General features: G+C 37.3%; 19 protein-coding genes. 11 read left to right on the forward strand and 8 right to left on the reverse strand.

The window, feature by feature from the left end; all coding sequences use genetic code 11:
* Position 1: 1 nt before the first annotated feature.
* The 3 genes from tolA to pal all read left to right on the forward strand — a co-directional run bounded on the left by tolA (position 2) and on the right by pal (position 3234).
* Positions 2 to 1261 (forward strand): cell envelope integrity protein TolA, encoded by a 1260-nt coding sequence (gene tolA, locus MKL32_RS07245; RefSeq protein ID WP_270900358.1) that lies wholly within the window; start codon positions 2 to 4, stop codon positions 1259 to 1261.
* A gap of 100 nt (positions 1262 to 1361) precedes the next feature.
* A complete protein-coding gene (gene tolB / locus MKL32_RS07250) occupies positions 1362 to 2645 on the forward strand; it encodes a Tol-Pal system beta propeller repeat protein TolB (RefSeq protein WP_035338630.1) in 1284 nt (427 codons plus the stop codon).
* A gap of 22 nt (positions 2646 to 2667) precedes the next feature.
* Complete coding sequence (gene pal, locus MKL32_RS07255) at positions 2668 to 3234, forward strand: peptidoglycan-associated lipoprotein Pal (protein WP_004952979.1); 567 nt, start codon at positions 2668 to 2670, stop codon at positions 3232 to 3234.
* Between the two features lie 44 nt (positions 3235 to 3278).
* Here the strand turns inward: pal and MKL32_RS07260 are convergent, their stop codons facing one another.
* On the reverse strand, positions 3279 to 3473 hold the full coding sequence (locus MKL32_RS07260) for an NF038105 family protein (RefSeq protein WP_039047270.1): 195 nt from the start codon (positions 3471 to 3473) through the stop codon (positions 3279 to 3281).
* 176 nt (positions 3474 to 3649) lie between these two features.
* Between MKL32_RS07260 and MKL32_RS07265 the strand changes: the two genes are divergently transcribed.
* The 5 genes from MKL32_RS07265 (at position 3650) to MKL32_RS07285 (ending at position 6919) form a co-directional block, all read left to right on the forward strand.
* Positions 3650 to 4621, forward strand: coding sequence for a class 1 fructose-bisphosphatase (locus MKL32_RS07265; protein ID WP_204378816.1), 972 nt, complete (start codon positions 3650 to 3652; stop codon positions 4619 to 4621).
* 57 nt (positions 4622 to 4678) lie between these two features.
* Positions 4679 to 5455: a TrmH family RNA methyltransferase gene (locus tag MKL32_RS07270; RefSeq protein WP_270900359.1), complete on the forward strand. Its 777-nt coding sequence runs from the start codon at positions 4679 to 4681 to the stop codon at positions 5453 to 5455.
* 157 nt (positions 5456 to 5612) lie between these two features.
* Positions 5613 to 6224 carry an RNA polymerase sigma factor gene (locus MKL32_RS07275; protein ID WP_125297429.1) on the forward strand — a complete coding sequence of 204 codons (612 nt, stop codon included), beginning with the start codon at positions 5613 to 5615 and terminating at the stop codon, positions 6222 to 6224.
* A complete protein-coding gene (locus MKL32_RS07280; protein ID WP_004913595.1) occupies positions 6217 to 6540 on the forward strand; it encodes a hypothetical protein in 324 nt (107 codons plus the stop codon). The genes MKL32_RS07275 and MKL32_RS07280 overlap by 8 nt, the downstream gene beginning before the upstream one ends.
* A complete protein-coding gene (locus MKL32_RS07285) occupies positions 6530 to 6919 on the forward strand; it encodes a DUF3106 domain-containing protein (protein WP_039908195.1) in 390 nt (129 codons plus the stop codon). Before MKL32_RS07280 ends, MKL32_RS07285 begins: the two co-directional genes overlap by 11 nt.
* 55 nt (positions 6920 to 6974) lie before the next feature.
* Here the strand turns inward: MKL32_RS07285 and MKL32_RS07290 are convergent, their stop codons facing one another.
* From MKL32_RS07290 to cxpE, 4 genes are all read right to left on the reverse strand, one after another.
* A complete protein-coding gene (locus MKL32_RS07290; RefSeq protein ID WP_270900360.1) occupies positions 6975 to 9431 on the reverse strand; it encodes a CSLREA domain-containing protein in 2457 nt (818 codons plus the stop codon).
* Between the two features lie 18 nt (positions 9432 to 9449).
* A complete protein-coding gene (gene rbtA, locus MKL32_RS07295) occupies positions 9450 to 11330 on the reverse strand; it encodes a rhombotarget A (protein ID WP_270900361.1) in 1881 nt (626 codons plus the stop codon).
* A gap of 112 nt (positions 11331 to 11442) precedes the next feature.
* Positions 11443 to 12141, reverse strand: a complete 699-nt coding sequence (locus MKL32_RS07300) for a DnaA ATPase domain-containing protein (RefSeq protein ID WP_004952956.1) — start codon at positions 12139 to 12141, stop codon at positions 11443 to 11445.
* A gap of 20 nt (positions 12142 to 12161) precedes the next feature.
* A complete protein-coding gene (cxpE, locus tag MKL32_RS07305) occupies positions 12162 to 13355 on the reverse strand; it encodes a chloramphenicol efflux transporter CxpE (protein ID WP_004913612.1) in 1194 nt (397 codons plus the stop codon).
* A 133-nt stretch (positions 13356 to 13488) separates the two neighbouring features.
* On the opposite strand from cxpE, the gene purM reads away from it, so the two are divergent.
* Both purM and purN read left to right on the forward strand, forming a co-directional pair.
* The gene (purM, locus tag MKL32_RS07310; protein WP_126131766.1) at positions 13489 to 14559 is read left to right on the forward strand and encodes a phosphoribosylformylglycinamidine cyclo-ligase; all 1071 of its coding nucleotides are present in this window, start codon (positions 13489 to 13491) and stop codon (positions 14557 to 14559) included.
* Positions 14556 to 15185, forward strand: coding sequence for a phosphoribosylglycinamide formyltransferase (gene purN / locus MKL32_RS07315; protein ID WP_171456886.1), 630 nt, complete (start codon positions 14556 to 14558; stop codon positions 15183 to 15185). The genes purM and purN overlap by 4 nt, the downstream gene beginning before the upstream one ends.
* A 51-nt stretch (positions 15186 to 15236) precedes the next feature.
* Here the strand turns inward: purN and MKL32_RS07320 are convergent, their stop codons facing one another.
* Complete coding sequence (locus MKL32_RS07320) at positions 15237 to 16028, reverse strand: alpha/beta fold hydrolase (RefSeq protein ID WP_204378819.1); 792 nt, start codon at positions 16026 to 16028, stop codon at positions 15237 to 15239.
* Between the two features lie 173 nt (positions 16029 to 16201).
* Complete coding sequence (sppA, locus tag MKL32_RS07325; RefSeq protein WP_004913625.1) at positions 16202 to 17224, reverse strand: signal peptide peptidase SppA; 1023 nt, start codon at positions 17222 to 17224, stop codon at positions 16202 to 16204.
* Positions 17225 to 17326: 102 nt separating this feature from the next.
* On the opposite strand from sppA, the gene MKL32_RS07330 reads away from it, so the two are divergent.
* Entirely contained in the window at positions 17327 to 18307 is a 981-nt protein-coding gene (locus tag MKL32_RS07330; protein ID WP_270900367.1) for a lysophospholipid acyltransferase family protein, read from the forward strand.
* A gap of 7 nt (positions 18308 to 18314) precedes the next feature.
* Here MKL32_RS07330 and MKL32_RS07335 read toward each other — a convergent pair whose 3' ends face one another.
* Positions 18315 to 20729 carry a DNA internalization-related competence protein ComEC/Rec2 gene (locus MKL32_RS07335; RefSeq protein ID WP_270900362.1) on the reverse strand — a complete coding sequence of 805 codons (2415 nt, stop codon included), beginning with the start codon at positions 20727 to 20729 and terminating at the stop codon, positions 18315 to 18317.
* Positions 20730 to 20733 lie beyond the last annotated feature (4 nt).

Genomic DNA, 20733 nt, shown 5'->3' on the forward strand with positions numbered 1-20733 from the left:
TATGAAAAATATTCACGAGCCACCATTTAAGCAAAACGCTATCGCACTTGGCTTCACATTTGGAGTTCATGCGATTGCTATTGTAGGCTTACTTTTTTTAGGTTTAAGTAAACCGCCCGAACCTCCTAAGAAACTGACGACTGTCTTAGTAAAACCTGAAGACTTTCAACCACCCTTAGCTATAGAGGTTGAACAGGAAACAACTTCAGAAAATCAGGCTAATGAAATATTAAGTCCTATTGTTGATAATACTCAACCTGAAAATATTCCTGTTACACCTCCAACACCTACCCCTCAACAACTTGCTGCAGAGAAAGGGAAACAAGAGCAAGCACAACAGGCGAAATTAGCTGAACAAAAACGTAAGAGTGAAGAAGCTGCTCAAGCGAAGCAAGTAGAACAGCAAAGAAAAGCTGCAGAAGCATTAGCAGCAAAACAACGATTTGAAGCAGAAGCAAAGGCAACTGCTGAAGCTAAGCGTAAGACTGATCTAAAAGCAGAAGCTGATGCAAAAGCACGCCAAAAAGCTGAACAGGATGCTAAATTAGCACAACAAAAAGCTGCCGAGAACGCAAAGCTAAAAGCCCAACAAGATGCAAAACGTAAAGCTGATGCTGAAGCTAAGGCAAAAGCGAACGCTGATGCAAAACGTAAAGCTGAAGTAGATGCCAAACGCAAAGCAGAGGCTGATGCGAAGGCAAAAGCTGATGCGCAAGCTAAACGAAAAGCTGATGCGGAAGCCAAGGCAAAAGCGAATGCTGATGCTAAACGTAAAGCCGATGCAGATGCGAAAGCTAAAGCCGATGCAGATGCCAAACGTAAAGCTGATGCAAAAGCGAAGACAGAAGCAGATGCAAAGGCTAAAGCGGAGACTGACGCTAAACGTAAAGCCGATGCAGAAGCTAAAGCTAAAGCAGATGCGGAGGAAGCAAAAGCTTCTGCTGCAAAAAAAGCCGAGCAAGAAGCTGCTCAGAAAAAAGCTGAAGCTAAAAAAATTGCCTCAACAGCTAAGCGTGATTTTGAGAACAAAATCAAACGTGCATGGAATATTCCATTAAGCTCATCTGGTCAAAAAGCTACAGCTCGGGTCACACTGAATGATAGTGGTGCAGTTATGTCTGTGATTGTTAATTCTTCTGATCCCGACATGAAAGCTAGTATTGAAGCAGCAGTTCGTGCAGCCGCTCCCTATCCAATGCCTGAAGATCCTGATGCTCGACGTGAAGCAAGAAGCTTTACTTCAAGTTTTACTGCAAAATAGTAATGAATAGTTAACGTTACATGCTTTTAATAGCACAAAGCATGTAACTATGCTAAATAATTCAACAGCCACAAAAATACGAACGCAAGTAATTGTAACTATGGATAAGACTCGTAAGCACCTCATCTCTCTAGCAGTATTTACTGCAATTAGCGCAGCAATCCCTGTTTCTGCATTTGCACAGCTTCATTTAGAAATTGCAAAAGCACCAGAACAAGCACCTAAAATTGCTATCATCCCTTTTACAAATGACAATGCAATTTATCCAATTGTTGAAAATGATTTAAATCGCTCAGGTCGCTTTACAAGTGCATCAAAAAATCTACCTGCATCGGCTGCATTAAATCAAATTCAAGCGGCAGATTGGCAAAATGCTGGTGTTCCATATGTTGTTGTTGGGCAAATCAAACCTATTGATGCAAATTCATTTGAAGTTCACTATCAACTTTATGACGTACAAAAACAGCAATATCTCTTGAATGAGGTTTTAACTGTACCGAGTTCACGTATTCGTCAAGCTGGACATATGATCAGTGATGCAATTTACCAAGCATTAACTGGTATCGCAGGTGATTTTAGTGGTCGTATCGCATACGTACTTCGTAATCAAGCAACACCCGCTCAACGCTATACATTACAAATTGCAGATACTGATGGTGAACAGCCAAAAACGGTCTTGTCATCACGCGATCCAATTTTGTCTCCAACATGGTCACCAGATGCAAAGAAAATTGCGTATGTTTCATTTGAAACGAAGCGCCCTGCTATTTACTTACAAGATTTAGCAACAGGTCAACGGGAAGTTCTAGCAAGTTTTAGAGGACTCAATGGAGCACCAAGCTTCTCTCCTGATGGGCAATCCATGTTATTTACTGCGTCTATGCATGGTAATCCCGAAATTTATCAAATGAATCTAAATACGCGCCAAGTTAAGCGTATGACAAATGATTCTGCAATTGATACCGAAGCACGCTATGCACCTGACGGCAAGTCATTTATCTTCACCTCAGATCGTGGTGGTTCTCCACAAATATATCGCTACAGTTTTGATGATGGTTCTGTAAAACGTTTGACATTTAGAGGTGCATTTAACGCACGTGGCACACTGAGTGCTGATGGTAAAAAGATTGCTTTAGTACACCGCCCTAGCGGAAGTAGTTATAAAGTTGCGTTACAAGATATCAATACAGGTATTACCAATATTTTGACACCAACAAGCTTAGACGAATCACCAAGCTTCTCACCTAATGGGCAAATGGTTGTATACGCAACTCGTGAAGGTAGTCGAGGTCTTTTATCAATCATGTCTACTGATGGTCGTTTCCGTATGAATTTACCAAGTGAGCAAGGTGAAGTGCGCGAACCAGCTTGGGCACCGAAATAAATTTTATTAATTGGAGAACTTTATGAATATTAAATATCTTACACTTCCTTTAATCGCGGCAACACTTGTATTTACTGGATGTGCAAGCCGTAAACCTGCTGCTGAAATTACCACAGGCAATACACCAAATGGTTCCACAACAGTAAATACAACAGGATTGAGTGAAGATGCTGCATTGAATGCACAAAATCTTGCAGGTGCGTCTTCCAAAGGTGTTACCGCGGCAAATAAAGCATTCTTGGCTAAACGTGTTGTTCACTTCGACTATGACAGCAGTGACCTATCAAATGAAGACTATCAAACACTTCAAGCTCATGCACAGTTCCTAGTCGCAAATGCAAACTCTAAAGTTGCACTTACAGGCCATACTGATGAGCGTGGTACTCGTGAGTACAACATGGCTTTAGGTGAGCGTCGTGCAAAAGCAGTTGAGAGTTTCTTGATTACCAATGGTGTGAATCCACAACAACTCGAAGCAGTAAGCTATGGTAAAGAAGCACCAGTCAATACTGGACATGATGAAGCGGCTTGGAAAGAAAATCGTCGCGTTGAAATTAACTACGAAGCTGTCCCACCATTATTGAAATAAACTTACAAATAAAAAAGCTCACTAACAGTGAGCTTTTTTATTTCTTAATCATTTCGCGAAGTCAGCTTATTATCATGATCTGATTGCATCGACTCAATCAAATCATGTTTATTAAACTCTTTATACTCAGGTTTTGCTTCGTACTCTTTCCAAGCATCTTTGACATTTTCTTTAGAAATTTGTTCTAAACTAATCGGTTCGCTTGGTGTGGGAGTTGCATCAAAATTTTTGGTTGTCATCGTTGTTCTCCAAACCTCCTGTTTAGTATGCAATCAACATAGCATGTAATCTGATTCTTGTAATCATAAAAGCAACATAAATAAAGTAAGATAATTTTTATTTTGGGGCGTTCTCATCTAGAATAGCGAAAATATTTTTATCAACTTTTGACTCGGCTAAATTGGAGCTATTTAATATGTCAAACCAGACCTTATCCCAATACTTAGAACAACAACATGGGAATTTGACACCTGAGTTGGCACAAGTCATCGAAACGATTGCAAACACTTGTAAGACAATTGATCAAGCACTTCAAAAAGGCGCTCTAGCAGGAATATTAGGTAGTGCTGAAAATGAAAATGTGCAGGGTGAAACACAAAAGAAATTAGATGTGATTTCAAATGATTATTTAATCGATGCTTTGAAGTCACACCCACAAGTCGGTGGCTTGGCTTCTGAAGAATTAGATGATTTCACACCAGCACAAGAAAACGGTAAATATCTCGTACTTTTTGATCCTTTAGATGGTTCAAGCAACATTGATATTAATATGTGTGTGGGTACAATTTTCTCGATTTTACCTGCAAAAAATACGGTAACTCAATCTGCTGACTTTATGCAAGCAGGTACAGAACAAGTCGCTGCAGGCTATGTACTTTACGGACCATCAACCATGTTGGCATTAACAGTTGGTGCTGGTGTTGTGTTCTTTACTTTAGATCCAAATACACAAACATATTTATTAACGACAGAGAACGTACAGGTTTCTTCAGACACTCAAGAGTTTGCAATTAATGCATCAAATCAACGTCATTGGGAAAATCCTGTAAAACGTTATATTGATGAACTTTTAGCTGGAAAAACATCTGTACGAGAAAAAGATTTTAACATGCGTTGGGTTGCATGTATGGTTGGGGATATTCATCGCATTTTATGCCGCGGTGGTATCTTCTTATATCCTTACGATTTAAAAGATCCCAAAAAAGCAGGTCGTTTACGTTTAATGTATGAAGCGAATCCTATGAGCATGTTAATTGAACAAGCAGGCGGAGCTTCAACGACAGGTCGTGTTCGCATCATGGATATTCAACCAACTGAGTTACATCAACGTGTACCTGTTATTATTGGTTCGAGAAATGAAGTTGAACTTGTAACTAGCTATCATTAATCTCTCTTAAAACTCAGAGCGTCATAGACTTATGATGCTCTTTTGGACAATTTATTTATGGCTGTTATCTTTCTAGAATCAAAAGACAATGCAAAAATCAAACATTTGCGTGGTTTAATCGAGTTAAATAGTGCTCGAAAAAAACATCAACAAACTGTTCTAGAAGGTACACATCTCTGTTTATCTTGGTTACAACAACAAAGAAAAATCTTTTCTTTATTTACTACTGAGCAAGCTTTGGATCATCCTGAGCTGCAAGAAATTATTGAAATACATCAAGGTCATATTTTCATTATAAGTGAAGTACTTTACAAAGATTTGAGTACATTAGGGACTACCCTAGCTTGCTTAGCGATTGTTGATCTTCCAAAAACCTCGCAAACCATCGATTTCAAAGCTGATACTTTAATCTTAGAAAATATTCAAGATCCTGGGAATGTCGGGACATTGCTTCGTTCAGCAGCCGCGGCGAATATAAAACAAATCATTTGCACCCAAGGTTCAGCATCTCTTTGGTCTCCACGTGTGTTGCGTGCAGGTATGGGCGCTCATTTTAGTGTTAACTGTTTTGAAAATTTTCAGTTAACCGACATTCTTCCAAAATTTGAAATCCCTGTTTTTGTAACCAGCTCACACCGATCAACAAGCCTTTATTCAAAAGATTTAACTCAAGCCTGTGTCTGGATCTTAGGAAATGAAGGTCAAGGTGTATCTGATTATGCACTTGAGCATGCAGAAGCTGTCACTATCCCACAACCTGGTGGTCAAGAATCTCTAAATGTAGCGATTGCTGGATCAATCTGCTTTTTTGAAATGGTCCGCCAACGTCAATAAAACGTTAATTTACTTTAAATGCGCTTTATTTGCGGAAAAAATCAATTACACTGCTAAAATAATTGCTTAAGTTGTCAACGCATTCACCATTTTCAACGTTATATAGATAATGAATTGATAATAATGGTGGGTATCCATGACAGGATTTTCCATCTCTATGGATTTAGCACCTAAACAAGCTCAAACCGATAGCGGTACACATACAGGTACTGTTGAACAACGTCTTCGCTTTTTTATGCAAGACGTTACAGGTCGTGCGCTTGTAATGATGGAAAGTGCAACACAAGGTCAACAAGGCATTGCTATGGATTTAGTGCAAGAAGCATTTATCTCATTGCACAAATCATATTCAGACAAAACAGTGGATGAATGGTATCCCCTGTTTTACACTATTCTAAACAATAAATTACAAGACTGGAGACGGAAAGAAGCACGCAGAGCAAGCCCTTTCTCGTTGTTTAAAAAAATTAGTATAGATGATGACGAAGAAATAATTGATGTAGTTGATGAATCAACACCCAATCCATTCGAATTTCTAAATCAAGAAGTAACAATGGAAGAAATTCAGGATGCAATTCATAAATTACCTGTTCGTCAACAACAAGCATTCATGTTAAGAGCATGGGAAGGATTTGACACAATCACTACAGCTCAAATCATGGATTGTAGCGAAGGTAGTGTAAAAACCCACTATCACCGTGCAATACAAGGACTCAGAATCGCTTTAGAGCATTTAAATCCACATTCGGGAGGTTCATCAGATGAATAAAGATGAGTTCACCAAACAAGTGACTTCCAAACTAGACCAACTAGCAAAAGAACAGCATCATAATAAAATGCTGGTCATGAATCATGTTTTAGATACGGTCCAAAAGAAACCGACATCTTATTACAGTATTTGGAAAATGACTGGTTTTGCTTTGGCCGCTGCAATCACAGGTATTGTAGTTTTACCAAACTCAATAGATTTAGCAGATAAACCACAAAATCAAGTAATCGTAAATCCAAAACTTTCACCACAAATGGTCGAAGATATGGAAATGTTAATGGCGTTTGGCGAGGATCGAGTTCCACATGGCAGCTAAAAAGTTAGCACTTGTTGTGTGTACGTTAGGCTTATTGCAAACAAGTTTTGCAAGTTCAGAACGTTTTTGGGTTTTTTCAAAACCAAATAAACCGACGACAGAAGAAACTTGGGAAGATCTATCACCAGAAGAACAGCAACTCTTAATTAAACGCTATCAAACATTGAAAGAAATACCAACCAACCAAAGCACGCAACTACAACAGCGTATGGAATGGTTTACGCAGCTACCTGAAGATGAAAAGCAAAAAATGCGTGATGTGTGGCAAAAAATGAACACTCAAGAACGCAACACCCTGCGTAAAAGAATGCAAAATGCCAGTAGTGAAGAGCGCGTATCAATCAGAGAAGAATATCTAAGCAAATATGCAGAACATTAAAAAATTATTTTAACATATAAAAAAATAGCGCCCTAAGGCGCTATTTTTTTATCTTTTATTTTCTAAAACGACGGTAAGCTAATAAACCTATTATGCCAAATATTGAAAACACCCCAATACTCCCTCCGCCATTGTTACTTGCATTACGCGTATCATCAGTAGTGGTCGCTGTGCTAATAACACTTACTGTAGCAGTATTAGAAATAGCACCATCAGCATCATATACCTGATAATTGAATGAATAGTTAAATGGGTTGAATGTATTAGATTCTTTAATATAAATATTACCACCGTAACATGTTTCTTTTTGATCAGGTTCTGGACATGCACCTTGGCGATCAGCAGTCACAACTAAATTTTTAGTTGGAACATTAGACAATCGTATTGGTAATTCAATCCCATCAGCATTTCTCCAGAATTGAGGTTTATTCGGTTCATTATCAGGACCTTTACCACCCTCACCAGTATCACCAAAATCATTAGATAATTTTAATAAATCTAATGAAACAGTTTGATTCTGCTGATATTTTAGTGTCACAGATGTATTTTTAGCCTCAGGAGCCACATTGACGAATGCCGCTTTGATCAAACCTGAGGATTTAATACTAGAATCAGTTCTCGATTGAATCGTATATTTACAGAAAATCTTATCACCAGCTTGAGTGATGCTATCATCTTTTCTATAAAGAATAATTTGCTCAAGATTACTATTCCACTCACAGACTATGTTTGGTTTATCACCCTCATCGATATTCGTAATCGAGTCATTAATCTGGCCCGTTCCCAAAACTTCTGTTGTGACAATATAATTCTCGTTATTAAAAAATTGTATTCTGTGACTACCATCACTCAGCACAATCTCTTGAGGTATTGGTAGTTGATATCGACTTAAATCGATATAAATTGCCCGATAATGTAAATTTTTATTTAGATTTTCATCTAATTTTTTAAATTTTTCTAAATTATACTTATCAGAAGTAAGCAATAGAGGATCATCTGGATTTTTGATTAGAAATTCATATCTCTCAATTTGCGTCTTGTAACCATCAATTATTTGTTTGATAGAGGTATTCGATAAATCCTCTAAATCACCAGCCGTTAATTTCATTAATTCAACAGAACCAATATCACAACTATTGCGAGCATTAGGATCATAGAACAAAGTACCATCAACAATACGTGCGATTCCTCTTTGATCTTTAGATCCACAGTTATCACTTTCAGCTGCACTCACATCCACTAGATCTGTTGTCGTTTTATTATTATTTGGATAATAAAGTGGCATAAATGCCGTACTTTCAGATGCAGGTTGCAAACTACTTAATAATGTTCGCAAATTAGTGATATTACTTATATCTAAGTTTGTATGTTTTCCCTCTGGTATCACTTCTTTAGGCAAATCGCATGTATTTGATCCAGTTAGTGTAAGTGCATTGTAATCTAGGAATATTTGGGCTGATTTTTCCTCTGATGCAGGACCAAGTAAATAACGGCAAGCATAACTACTGATATTATGAGATAGAATATTAAAACTTAATAATTTCAGACCAAGTTTATCGTATAAAAAAATAGTATTGGCTTGGTTTTCAACAATTGTGTTACTCGTTAATTCAAGGCTACTAGCATTACTTAAAATACTAGATGTGTTATTAGTCGTATTGCCTGCTTTTGTGTCTCCTGTAAACTTCAGCACAGTACCATTTGTAGAATTACTAATATTTTGTGCAATTGTATTTGTGCTTAGATTGACAGTAGGTTCACCACAGAAATCAAATATACTTACAGAACTTGTTGATCCATTTTGAATTATACTACTTGATGATATATCAATTTTTCGTTGCGAGTAGACGTTATCATTAAAGCAACTCACTCCCAATACACTACCAGCTGGGGATTGATTATTCTGAATTACTGCGTTTGATATAGATAAGCCTGTAGTAGGCCCAGCAAGGAAAATTGCACCACCTGAAATACCAGCTTGTGAATCCAAAATACGAACATTTTGTAAAGCAATGTCAGCACCAGCATAAATCGCACCACCACGATCATTTGTTCGTGCATTTTTAAGAGTTATATTGTTCAGAGTAAGGGCTTTTGAACCAATTGTTGTATTAAAAATACGCGAAGAATTATTCCCATCAATAATGGTCTTATTCTCAGTCTGCGCAGGATACTGATTAGTAATTAGACTTCTCTTCTCCCAATCAACAGGTAATGCACCATAAATCACAACATTAACATTCGGTGCCAGTTCTTTCTTCAATACATAAGTACCAGCTTCTAACTGAATTTGTTTTCTAGTAGCAGATGAAATATCAGATACTGTACAGCCACCATAGTTTCTCCTAATCTCAGCAGCTTTTAGAGCTTCACGCAATGAACATGCGTTATTGTTCTCACCATCTTCGTCAACGAACGTATTAACTTTAATAACATCATTGCTTGTCGCAGCGAATAATGGCATCGTTGCAACGATCATGGTTGCTAAAATTCCTTTTTTATAATTTTTCATCTCAATCAAATCCCTTTATCAAGCTTTAAATCTTCGGAAACCAATTAATCCTAATAACATTAAAATTGATGTTAATCCCAAACTACCACCTGAAACATTTACTGTTTTACTTTCAAAATTATTTGGTGGATCTTGAACAATCGTTGTAGGAATGGTGATGTAATAATTTGAAACATCGTTGAAACGTGTTGTTGTTGTAATAATACGTAAATTAAATTTGTCAGCACCATGCCAATTGCTATTTGGTGTATAAACAACATTACCAAATTGATCAATTGTAAGTTTACCTTTGGATGGTGTTAATGTCTGTTGCACTTCAAGGCATCCTGGCTGCCAAGTTTGACCATCAGAACGTTTTCCTAATATACGCTCACAAGATGCAGAATCTAATAGTTCTCCATCTAATAGGCTTTCACTTATATTAAATTTAGCAATCTGACCATAAAGAATGTCTTGACCAGCAATTGGAACTTCTGATCTGTTAATTACAAGCTCTATTGCACCTAGATCACAAAGCTCGTCATATCCGCTTCTATTTTTACCGCGCTGATCGATTAACTCACAACTTGCCAAACCCATAGAACTACCATCACTGTAAATCCGCCCCTTATTCACAATTAATGAATCAGATAGAGTTGAATATGATGACAATAACCTTGGTTTAAAGAAACCAACCAATTGATCTTTTGGTGTAGTAAATGGACATAGCAGACCATCTGCAGGAGGTGCATCACATATATCTTTTTCAACACTGTCACCAGCAATTAATTTATGCTTTAGATTATTTTTATCCCACATAAAATTTGGTCGTTCAGCAGGTGCTTGTAAATTACAGTCTGATGTTGTCAGCGTACTTTGAACGACTGACTCATCATCAGATGATGTAACACAATTTGTAGTACCGTTATCAACAATTATACTATTTGATACAAATGCACTTGGAAATTTTTCTTCTGTAGTTGTCTCCCCAGTTGTTGTCTTGGAGGTCCATTTGGGGGCTTGTAAATATAATCCAGCAGCGTTTTTAATCATTGTTATATTATTAACAATCATTCCTTCACGGATATTTGCAATATATCCGCCTGTATTATGGAATATTGTCGTATTATTTATGCCAGCAAATCGACTTTGTAATGCTACACCAGTAGTTTCATCTCTAAAACCAGTTTGAACGAATAATATAGCTCCATCTATAGCTGAAGTACCTTGATTATCTCGAATGACTGATTGAAAGACTAAATAACGCGGCATTTCACTGTAAATAACAGCACCTTTATCAGCTTTATTCCCTTCTAAAATACTGTTACCAATTCGTACGATACCTGCCGTTTTTTCAGTATCAGATAAAATACCAGCATTATATATCCCGCCACCCCGTGTTGCGTTACCAGAAGTTAAGCGAGAGTACTGAATATTTAATGCTTCTCGATTATAGATCAGACCACCATCATTTAACTTAGTCGCTGATCCTTTTAAATTTAATTCATTTAAATTAACTAAAATTAATTCTTTTTCTACACTTCCATCATTAATAAAGAAGATTCGATCGCTTCCCACCATTTTTAGTGTCGCGTTATTCGCACCCTTTTTATTATCATTAAAATCACCACTAGTTGCTGTAGTAATCGTCATTCCTACTTTCAACTCAAGCGACTTATTTAATGAATATTCTTTATCCCGCTGTAATACAATAATAGAACTTGCATCTTTATTACCACAACCATGGTAACCATTTTCATATTCTTTTTTGGCGCGATTATTTAGGAAAAAAACTGCTTCACGTAATGAACAAACGGTATCATCCTTATCTTCATCAACTAGTGTAGTGACCTGAATATCTGCTGCATATACATGTCCAGTAATTGCAAATAAAGCACAGGCAAGCGTCCGTTTGAACATACCGTTCTCCTTCTATTTTTCATTTTTCTTCGTATTGCAAATGACAATTTGCAACCACATTCCTTTGTGCGTACTTTGTCATAGCTCTCAAAATTACTCAAGAAATTTTATGCTATTGGCGATATTCATCAATGAGTGCGTAAATTTGCTTGAGTGTTGTATTCGAAAGCTTGGTTTTTTCACCTTTCAGCATTTTTTCAAGTTGAGCCAATGTTTGTAATAACACTGAGGCCTGATGAGGTCCATTATTCAGTAAATAATCTACGATCTGCTGGTCAAAATGAATCCCTCGTCGATTCATCACAGATTGCAATAAGGCTTGTCTATCGATAAAAGAGCTGCCATTAGGGACTTTAACACTGACAGCTTGAGTTAATCGGGATTGTAGGTCTGGTAATTCTAATTTTAATTCGATTGGTGCAACTCGTGATGAAAAAACTAACTGACCTTCATGGTTATTCATCAAATGAAAGACTGCTTTTTGCCAATGCGGAACTCCACAAATCGCATCAACATCATCTAAAGCTACTAAATCATAAAACTCTAATGACGTGATCGCTTCAATAGGTGCATCTAATAGCTCTAATAACGATACTTTAATGGCTGGACGATTTAGTTCAAGATAGGAATCACATATCGCAGATAAGAGATGGCTTTTACCCGTCCCTGCACCACCATAAACATAAAATCTATTGACCAACCCTGTATGTAATTGTCTAATTGCATCAACGATAGGCCCCCATCCTGGACCCGAAAAATCACTAATTCGGGCATCAAGCTGAGGTTCAATATCCAGTTGTAGTTGACGCATATCGTTAATTTGTTCCTCGATTAATCAGGGTGAGTCTTGTTAGATGTATCTGTATCTTGAGTTTTTTCTCCCTCAAGATCAATATCTAATTGCTGCGTTTCAAAATGTACTGGTTGATCATTACTCACTTCGAGAACGAATTCTGAAGGCAATCCATATAAACGACTTCGCTCATAATTATTACGGGCGTGCTTAAGTAAAACGACAATAACCGCAGCAACAGGTAATGCAATCAACATCCCGAGAAAACCACCTAATTGAGCTCCCGCTAAGACAGCAAAAACAACTGCAACAGGCGATAGACCAATTTTATCCCCTAACAGGAAAGGTTGCAGAATATAGCCCTCTACCATTTGACCAATCATAAAGACAACACCAACTAATAATAGTTGCATCCAATCAATACCAAACTGGAATAATGTTGCAATCACGGCTGCGATAATTCCAACACCGAAGCCTAAATACGGAATAATACTTGCAAGACCGGCGACCATACCGATAATCAAACCAACTTCTAATCCAATCAGTTGCAATCCAACCGCATAAACAATTCCTAATAACAGCATTACAAGAAATTGCCCTTTAACAAATGCTCCAAGAACGCTATGACATTCACGAACAATCGTTAAAGTAGAAGCTTCATAAGGTCGTGGAATAAGGCGACGTAAACTATCTAGCATTCTTTCCCAATCAAGCAAAAAGTAAAATGCAATAATTGGAATAAGAATTACAATACCACCGAGTTGAATAAAATTAAGACCTGACTGCGCTACGCGTAATGCCATAGTTTGAATGCTATCTGCACTATAGTTAGTCTGAATATAATCCATAACGGCTTTAGACAATTGCTCAGTATCTATTTCCATAGGTACCACATTAAATGTATGAGATACCCATGGTAAGAATGTTGCATTTATCCAATGAATTCCAGCTGGTATGCTATCTCTTGCATAAATCAGCTGTTCCCAAACTAAAGGCGCTAAAAACCATAAAACAACTGTTAACAGAACACCAATTCCAACGAACACTAAACTGATCGCTAACCAGCGAGGCAATCTAAATTTGACAAGTGTATCAACAAGTGGGCTGAACAAATATGCAATAAAGAATGCACCTACAAAGGGTAAAACAACAGGTTTCAACAGATATAAGACCCAGAGGAGCAATGCGAGTCCAGCGAGGATAAAGATACGGCGCAATACCTGATCTTGCATAAAATCCAGCCTTTTTTTGTGTAATCGTTATAAATAGAAAAAAATTTTAATAAAGATAGCATTTTCGAGCATAAATAACATAAGAGTTTCGTATATTCAGGTTATAATCTGCCGCCAATGCGGAGACTTCACTATGAGCAACTCAACTTCTACCTCAAATACTGGTTTAAGCTATAAAGATGCGGGCGTCGACATTGAAGCGGGCGACGCACTGGTCGATCGTATCAAATCAGTCGCTAAACGTACCACACGTCCTGAAGTTATGGGCGGACTTGGCGGTTTTGGTGCGTTATGTAAAATTCCAAAAGGTTATGAAGAACCTGTATTGGTGTCTGGCACCGATGGCGTAGGCACTAAATTACGTTTAGCGCTTAACTTAAATCGTCATGACACAATTGGTCAAGACCTAGTCGCAATGTGCGTAAACGATCTACTCGTGTGTGGTGCAGAGCCATTATTCTTCCTAGATTATTACGCTACAGGTCACTTAAATGTTGATGTTGCAGCAAATGTAGTAACAGGTATTGGTAAAGGTTGTGAATTAGCTGGTTGTGCATTGGTTGGTGGCGAAACTGCTGAAATGCCTGGTATGTACGAAGGCGAAGATTATGATCTTGCTGGCTTTGCAGTAGGTGTTGTTGAGCAAAGTAAAATCATTGACGGTACTAAAGTAAAGTCTGGTGATGTACTGATCGGTGTTGCATCAAGTGGTGCTCACTCAAATGGTTATTCATTACTTCGCAAAATTTTAGATGTTAAAAATGTTGATTTGACACAAATCGTTGATGGTCGTCCACTTGCAGATGTAGCAATGGAACCAACTCGTATTTATGTAAAACCTGTTCTTGAACTTTGCAAGCAAGTTGATGTCCATGCAATGGCTCATATTACTGGTGGTGGCTTACCTGGTAACTTACCTCGCGTACTTCCTAATGGTGCTCAAGCAGTAATCAACGAGTCAAGTTGGAATTGGCCAGAACTTTTCCAACTATTACAATGCGAAGGCAATGTTGAACGCTTCGAAATGTATCGTACATTCAACTGTGGTGTTGGTATGGTCATCGCTGTTGATGCAGATGATGCTGATAAAACAATCGAAGTACTTAACTCGCAAGGTGAAACAGCATGGAAAATTGGTCATATCCAAGAAAATGCTGAATCAGTTGAAGGCGCAGACGAAAAAATTCGCGTGATCTTTGCATAATGAGAATTGCGGTACTTGTCTCTGGCAATGGTAGCAACTTACAAGCCCTGATTGATGCAAATCTTTCAGGGCAAATCATTGGTGTACTTTCAAATAAAGCTGATGCATATGCTTTGGAACGTGCTAAACAAGCCAATATTGCTACTGCTGTCGTCTCACACAAAGACTTTCCAAATAGAGAAAGTTTTGATGAAGCCATGCATCAACAACTATTAGCATGGCAAATTGATTTAGTTATTCTTGCTGGTTTTATGCGAATTTTAACACCAAGTTTTGTCAGCCAATGGCAAGGTAAAATGTTAAATATTCACCCCTCCCTTCTTCCTTTCTATAAGGGAGTCAATACACACCAACGTGTTTTGAATACTGGTGATCGCTTTCATGGTTGTACGGTTCATTTTGTTACAGCAGAACTTGATGCAGGTCAAAGCATTGCTCAATCTGCGATAGAAGTTCATCTTAACGACACGGTTGAAACACTTGCTCAGCGTGTGCACAAACTTGAGCATTTTATTTATCCTCAAGTTGCAGAATGGCTATGTAATGGTCAACTGACTTGGAGAGATGGTCAGGCATTTTTCAATCAGAAACCTTTGGAACGACCAATTCAGTTCGCGCAATTCTAGAATCAAAAAACACATCCTCGGATGTGTTTTTTTATGTCGTATTACAGAGTCTTAACGAATTAGATTTTTAATTTTCATCACTGTTTCTGTCGGATGTTCCAGTGGGAACATGTGCCCACCCTCTACGATTGAAAAAGGAATGCCTAATTTCTTCTTTGCAACATGAGGAAACTTCTCTTTTAAAAATACACTGTCACTTCCAACAACTAAGTGAACAGGCACTTTAGGCTTCGGCATAGGTAACCACCACATTGAAGGCGTTGTCCTAAACAATTCAACTTCATCATCTTTAGGTATCGTAAGTGTTACCCCACCTTTTCGTGGATCATCTGCTAATGCATAGTCAATATATGCCTGAAAACAATCAGGATCAAAATGTTGATAGAATCCTTTATTTCGCAATAGCTCTGCGGCTTGCTCACGAGATTCCCAGTGATCTCTACGACGTACTGATAAACCTGCAGGCGTAATTTTGTCGACTAATTGGGGTTTAAAGAGCTTTGCAAGATGAAATACAAAAGATGCTTTACCTATAATTAAAGGTGGGTCTAGCATAATCACTTGGGAAAATAATTCAGGACGACGATACGCAGCCATCAAAGTCAATACAGAACCTAAAGAGTGCCCTAAACCGATCACCTTACGACCTTTTGATTGCTGAACAATACTATCTATAACTTGATCAACGAGATATGTCCAACCATGGGTAATCGGATAACGTTTATCTGTTCCAATTTCAGGTACATAGATAATGTCATAATCACTTTTTAAATCATCAAACAGCTTTTGGTAGACTTTTGAAGGCACACCGTTCGCATGAGCGAAATGAATTAAAGGTTTCATAGATTCGTCTTAAAATTTATCGATTGATCAATTATCTCCCGTTCAAAGATCATTACAATTTAAAAGGGAGAACTACAGAGTAATTTATAGAAAGTAATATGGTAAGAAACTAAGATCAGGAATCACTAAGTTTCCTTTATGACAAAGAAAACTTAGTGATAAGTCAGATAATATTATTGTAGTTTTGCGTTTTGTTGAGTGTCTAATTGAGTTGCCAATGATGAGCTAATCCCCTCACCAATTTTTGTACCCATTCGACCTAAAATTGACTCAAGCGGATTATGCTGAACAGTGTAATCCACTTTTTGCTCAACCTTCAAATCTCTCATTAAAGTCGTCAAACTACCACTACGATCCGCCACACCTAGAGCAATCGCTTGCTCACCACTCCAGAATAAACCAGAGAAGATCGCAGGGTCATTAGATTTCAAACGCTTACCACGACCTTCTTTAACAGCATTAATAAAGTGACTATGAACATTATCCAAAACTGACTGAACATGTGCTTGTTGAGTTGGATTAATCGGCTTTGTCATGCTCAAAATATCTTTATTATTACCAGATGTAAGCGTGCGATCCTCAATACCTAATTTTTGAGTTAAACCGCTTAAGCCATAATTTGGCATAATTACACCAATTGAACCGACTAGACTCGATGGATTAACAATAATTTCATCAGCTGCAGATGCAATATAATAAGCACCTGACGCTCCCATATCTCCAATCACTGCATAAACTTTTTTAGCTGGATATTGCTTTTTCAAATAGCGAATTTCTTGCCAAATTTCGTCTGACTGAACTGGTGAACCACCAGGAGAGTTGATATTCAAAGCAATTGCCTTACTGCCACTTGCTTCAAATGCACGCTTTAATGCTTTATTTGTATCTTCACTATTCACAGCAGATTGACTGCTTGATGAATCAATCGTTCCGATAATATCGACCACTGCTAAGTGATCACTACTGATACTCGTGGTTGCTTTTTCAGTTGTAGTCGAGCAGCTTTTACTCATTGCAATTAAAACTATCAACAAATAAGCAAAGCCTAAACATTTAAAAAAGATACTCCAACGACGACTACGGCGCTGTTCTTCTACAGATGCTAAAACAGCTTTTTCCAAGATTTGCCATTCTTTGCCTGTCACATTATTACTATGTGTTGGTTCGTTTTGTGGTTTCGGTGGCCAATCGGACATAAGATTCCAATCCAATAGATTTTAAAGTGGTTTTATTATATACGCTGATTTACTGAAAACTGTTTAAATAACTTGTTTTAACTTATAATTATTTTGTGCGTTATACTCTTTTCATGTAATTTTAAATACCACAAATCAATGACCCAGCCTCAAGCAACTAGTTCAAACTACAAACTGATCAAACTATTCAGCAAACAACCAATCCAACTAGGACGGTTTTTTGCACGCATATTGGCTGGGTTATTTAACAGATTTCAATTATCTAAAATTTCCAAAATTATTCGTTTAAACATAAAAATAGCATTTCCTGAACTGAGAGATCATGAGTTACAGATACTCTCTAAAGAAGCAATTCGCAATGAGCTTACGTCTTATTTCGAATTTTTAAGTATTTGGGGTTCAAGTAATCAGAAAAACATTCAACGTATACATAGCATCACTGGTGAACAGTATTTTCACGATGCTTTAGCAGAAAAAAAAGGACTTGTGCTCGTCATACCCCACTTCGGAACGTGGGAAGTGATGAATTCTTGGTTATCTCATTATACTCAAATGACGATATTGTATAAGCCAGTTAAAAACCCAGATGCAGATCAGTTTGTCCGTGATGCAAGAAGTCGTGAACAAGCTAACCTCGTACCAACAGATGAAAGTGGTGTACGACAAATTTTTAAGGCATTAAAACAAGGCGGAACAACAGCTATTTTACCTGACCACACACCTGATCAAGGTGGTGATATGATTGATTACTTTGGGATTCCACTAGCATCTAGTAGTCTAAGCGCAAAATTAATCCAAAAAACAAAAGCCAAAGCACTCCTGATCTATACGATGAGAAATGATCAAGATGGATTTGATATGTTTGTTGAACCAATCAATCCCCAAATTTATGAAGGCAATGCTGAGCAAGGAACACTAATTATTCATCAGGCTTTAGAGCAACTTATTCGCAGCTATCCAAGTCATTACCATTGGAGTTACAAACGATTTAGTGCCAACAAAAGTTTAAAGAAAATTTATGATATTGATGAGCAAGAGGCCTTAGCTAGGGTCGCTGAAGTTAGATTGCAAAATCAAAAATAAATCACTTTTATTGCAACCGATTTAACCATTTACGTTGTTGTCTGTACATGGAAATTACGGTATTTGCATGATCAATTTCAAATGAAATTGTTCCATTTTGGCTGGTCGTCAACAATGGAATATTTAAAGCTCGCAATCTTTGCTGTAATTCAATACTCGGATGACCATAACGATTTTCAAAACCTGCGGAAGCGATTGCCAATTTAGGTTTAATTGTTGCTAAAAAATCATAAGCTGAACTATGTTTGCTTCCATGATGCCCCAAAACAATGACATCTACCTCTAAGTCTGGATATTGCTTTAATAGCTTATATTCTGTTTCCCAACCTGCATCCCCCATAATTAAGAATTTACGATACAGTTTGGCATGTTCAAACTCAATATACACAACACATGAATATTCATTTTGTTGATTTTGAACATAACTCAGCTCCTCCATTTTTGGAGATAGAATCTCAACCTGAGCTTGAGCTAAATTCCATTTTTGACCTTGATGACAAAAAGAAAAATTATCTTTAAATGGCAATTTTTCATTTTTCTCATTTGCATAAACCTTTGTGATCTCGAGGACTTGCTCAATATATGGGAAAGCACCACTATGGTCTTGATCGAGATGTGACAAAATCATTTGATCTAATTTTTCAATACCCTGCTGTCGAAGAAATGGAACAATCACTCGCTCACCTAAACTGAACTTCTCTTCATTATATGAACCACCAGTATCTATCATTAGGTTATGCTGAGCTTGTTGTAAAAATACAGATTGTCCCTGCCCCACATCTAAAATGGTTAGCATAGTCTTTTGTTGTTTTGCACCGAATAAAATAGGTAAGAAACATACTAAACCCCAAGATTTTGGTATCGTTCCTTTCGGCATAAATAAAATAAAAATTCCGACACTCAAAGCAAATAACGACAATGGGATATAACTAATACCTTGTAAATCAGGTGTGAGTGACATCAAAACATCTAATAATCCGATTAGTATGCTTAACAACATATTATTGAGGGTGAATAAAACTAGACCTAATGAAGGAAAAATTAGCCAAACACATGCAGCAAAAATATCTAAAGGTACAACCAACATGCTTAATATCGGGATAGCAATCAGATTACTGAGTGGCGCAAACCAAGCAATTTGTTGGAAAAAAATGATAACTAAGGGCATTAAGGCGATAAAAATTTTCCATTGTGATTCGATCAAAATTTTGATTGCAAACTTTATATCCTCAGTTCTATTTTTTATTCTGTCTTTTGGTAGAGTGCTGATCGTTTGATAAATTCTCAATAGGATGAAACATGCACCGTAAGATAGCCAAAAGGCAGCCGACAAGATACTAAATGGATCATAGATGAGAAATAAACACGCGCTATAAATTAGTAACTGAAAAGGCTGAATCGCTTGCCTCGTGATAACGAAAAAACTTGCCAGGGCGACCGTCAACAACGTCCTTAAAGCTGGAATTTCAAATCCAACGAAAGCCACGTAAACCATGACACTAAATAAAAATGGAAAAGCCAAAATAATCTGACGAGGTTGCCATAGATATAAGTTTGGAAAATAATGCTGTAAAACTCTTTGTAATCCCCATGTCAACATGATTGCAAAAATCAGCACATGAGGACCAGAGATCGCCAATAAATGCGATATCCCAAGTTGCTGAAATTTTTTCTTTAAATCTTTAGCTAATAAACTTTCATCACCTGTAAGCAACGCAAGTAACAATCCTTTGTGTTGTAAATTTGAATGAGCAAGCATTTGCCTAAATTCAAATCGCATTATTTCAATCTTAAGACCTATTTTCTCCAAAAAATGGTCTTGCTCCTTCAAATATTGCAAATGACCAAGCCTATACACCTCATCTTGACTTAAAGGTACGATTTGTTCGACTAAAAATGCTGACATTAAATTTTGTTGTAAGAACCATTTTTCTTGATCAAAAACACCCTGAACAGCATAACTGTATGCGGGTTTGATTGTTCCGTAAACCCGATAATAGTTCCCCAATACAAAAGCTTCTTGCTGATGATCTTTCTCTTTTACGTACATCAACCAATTCACTACTTGATCATGTCGATTTAAAACTACAGCTCGCTGTTTAACACCCTCTTCAGTGAGTTCATTTATTTTTCGAATATAAACAACAGCCTCAAATGGTTGCGATTTTAACTCGCGTAATTCAAGTCTTTTTTCTAGAGCTTGATCTGCATAGTGATACCCCGTGCAAAACATTGCCCAAATCGCAGTGATCAATAACAGTGACTTGTAAAATGGGGAATGCCCTTTATTTTTTATTTTATAAAAAATAAATAGAAGAGTCGCAATACAGCACCAAATCCACCAAGTGGAATTAATGATTTCAAAATCACGCCCCATAGCTGAAATACCCACAATCCAGCCTATCAATATAATTTTCAACATGTAT

The sequence above is a fragment of the Acinetobacter sp. AOR34_HL genome (genome assembly GCF_027854795.1).
GTDB classification, from domain to species: domain Bacteria; phylum Pseudomonadota; class Gammaproteobacteria; order Pseudomonadales; family Moraxellaceae; genus Acinetobacter; species Acinetobacter junii.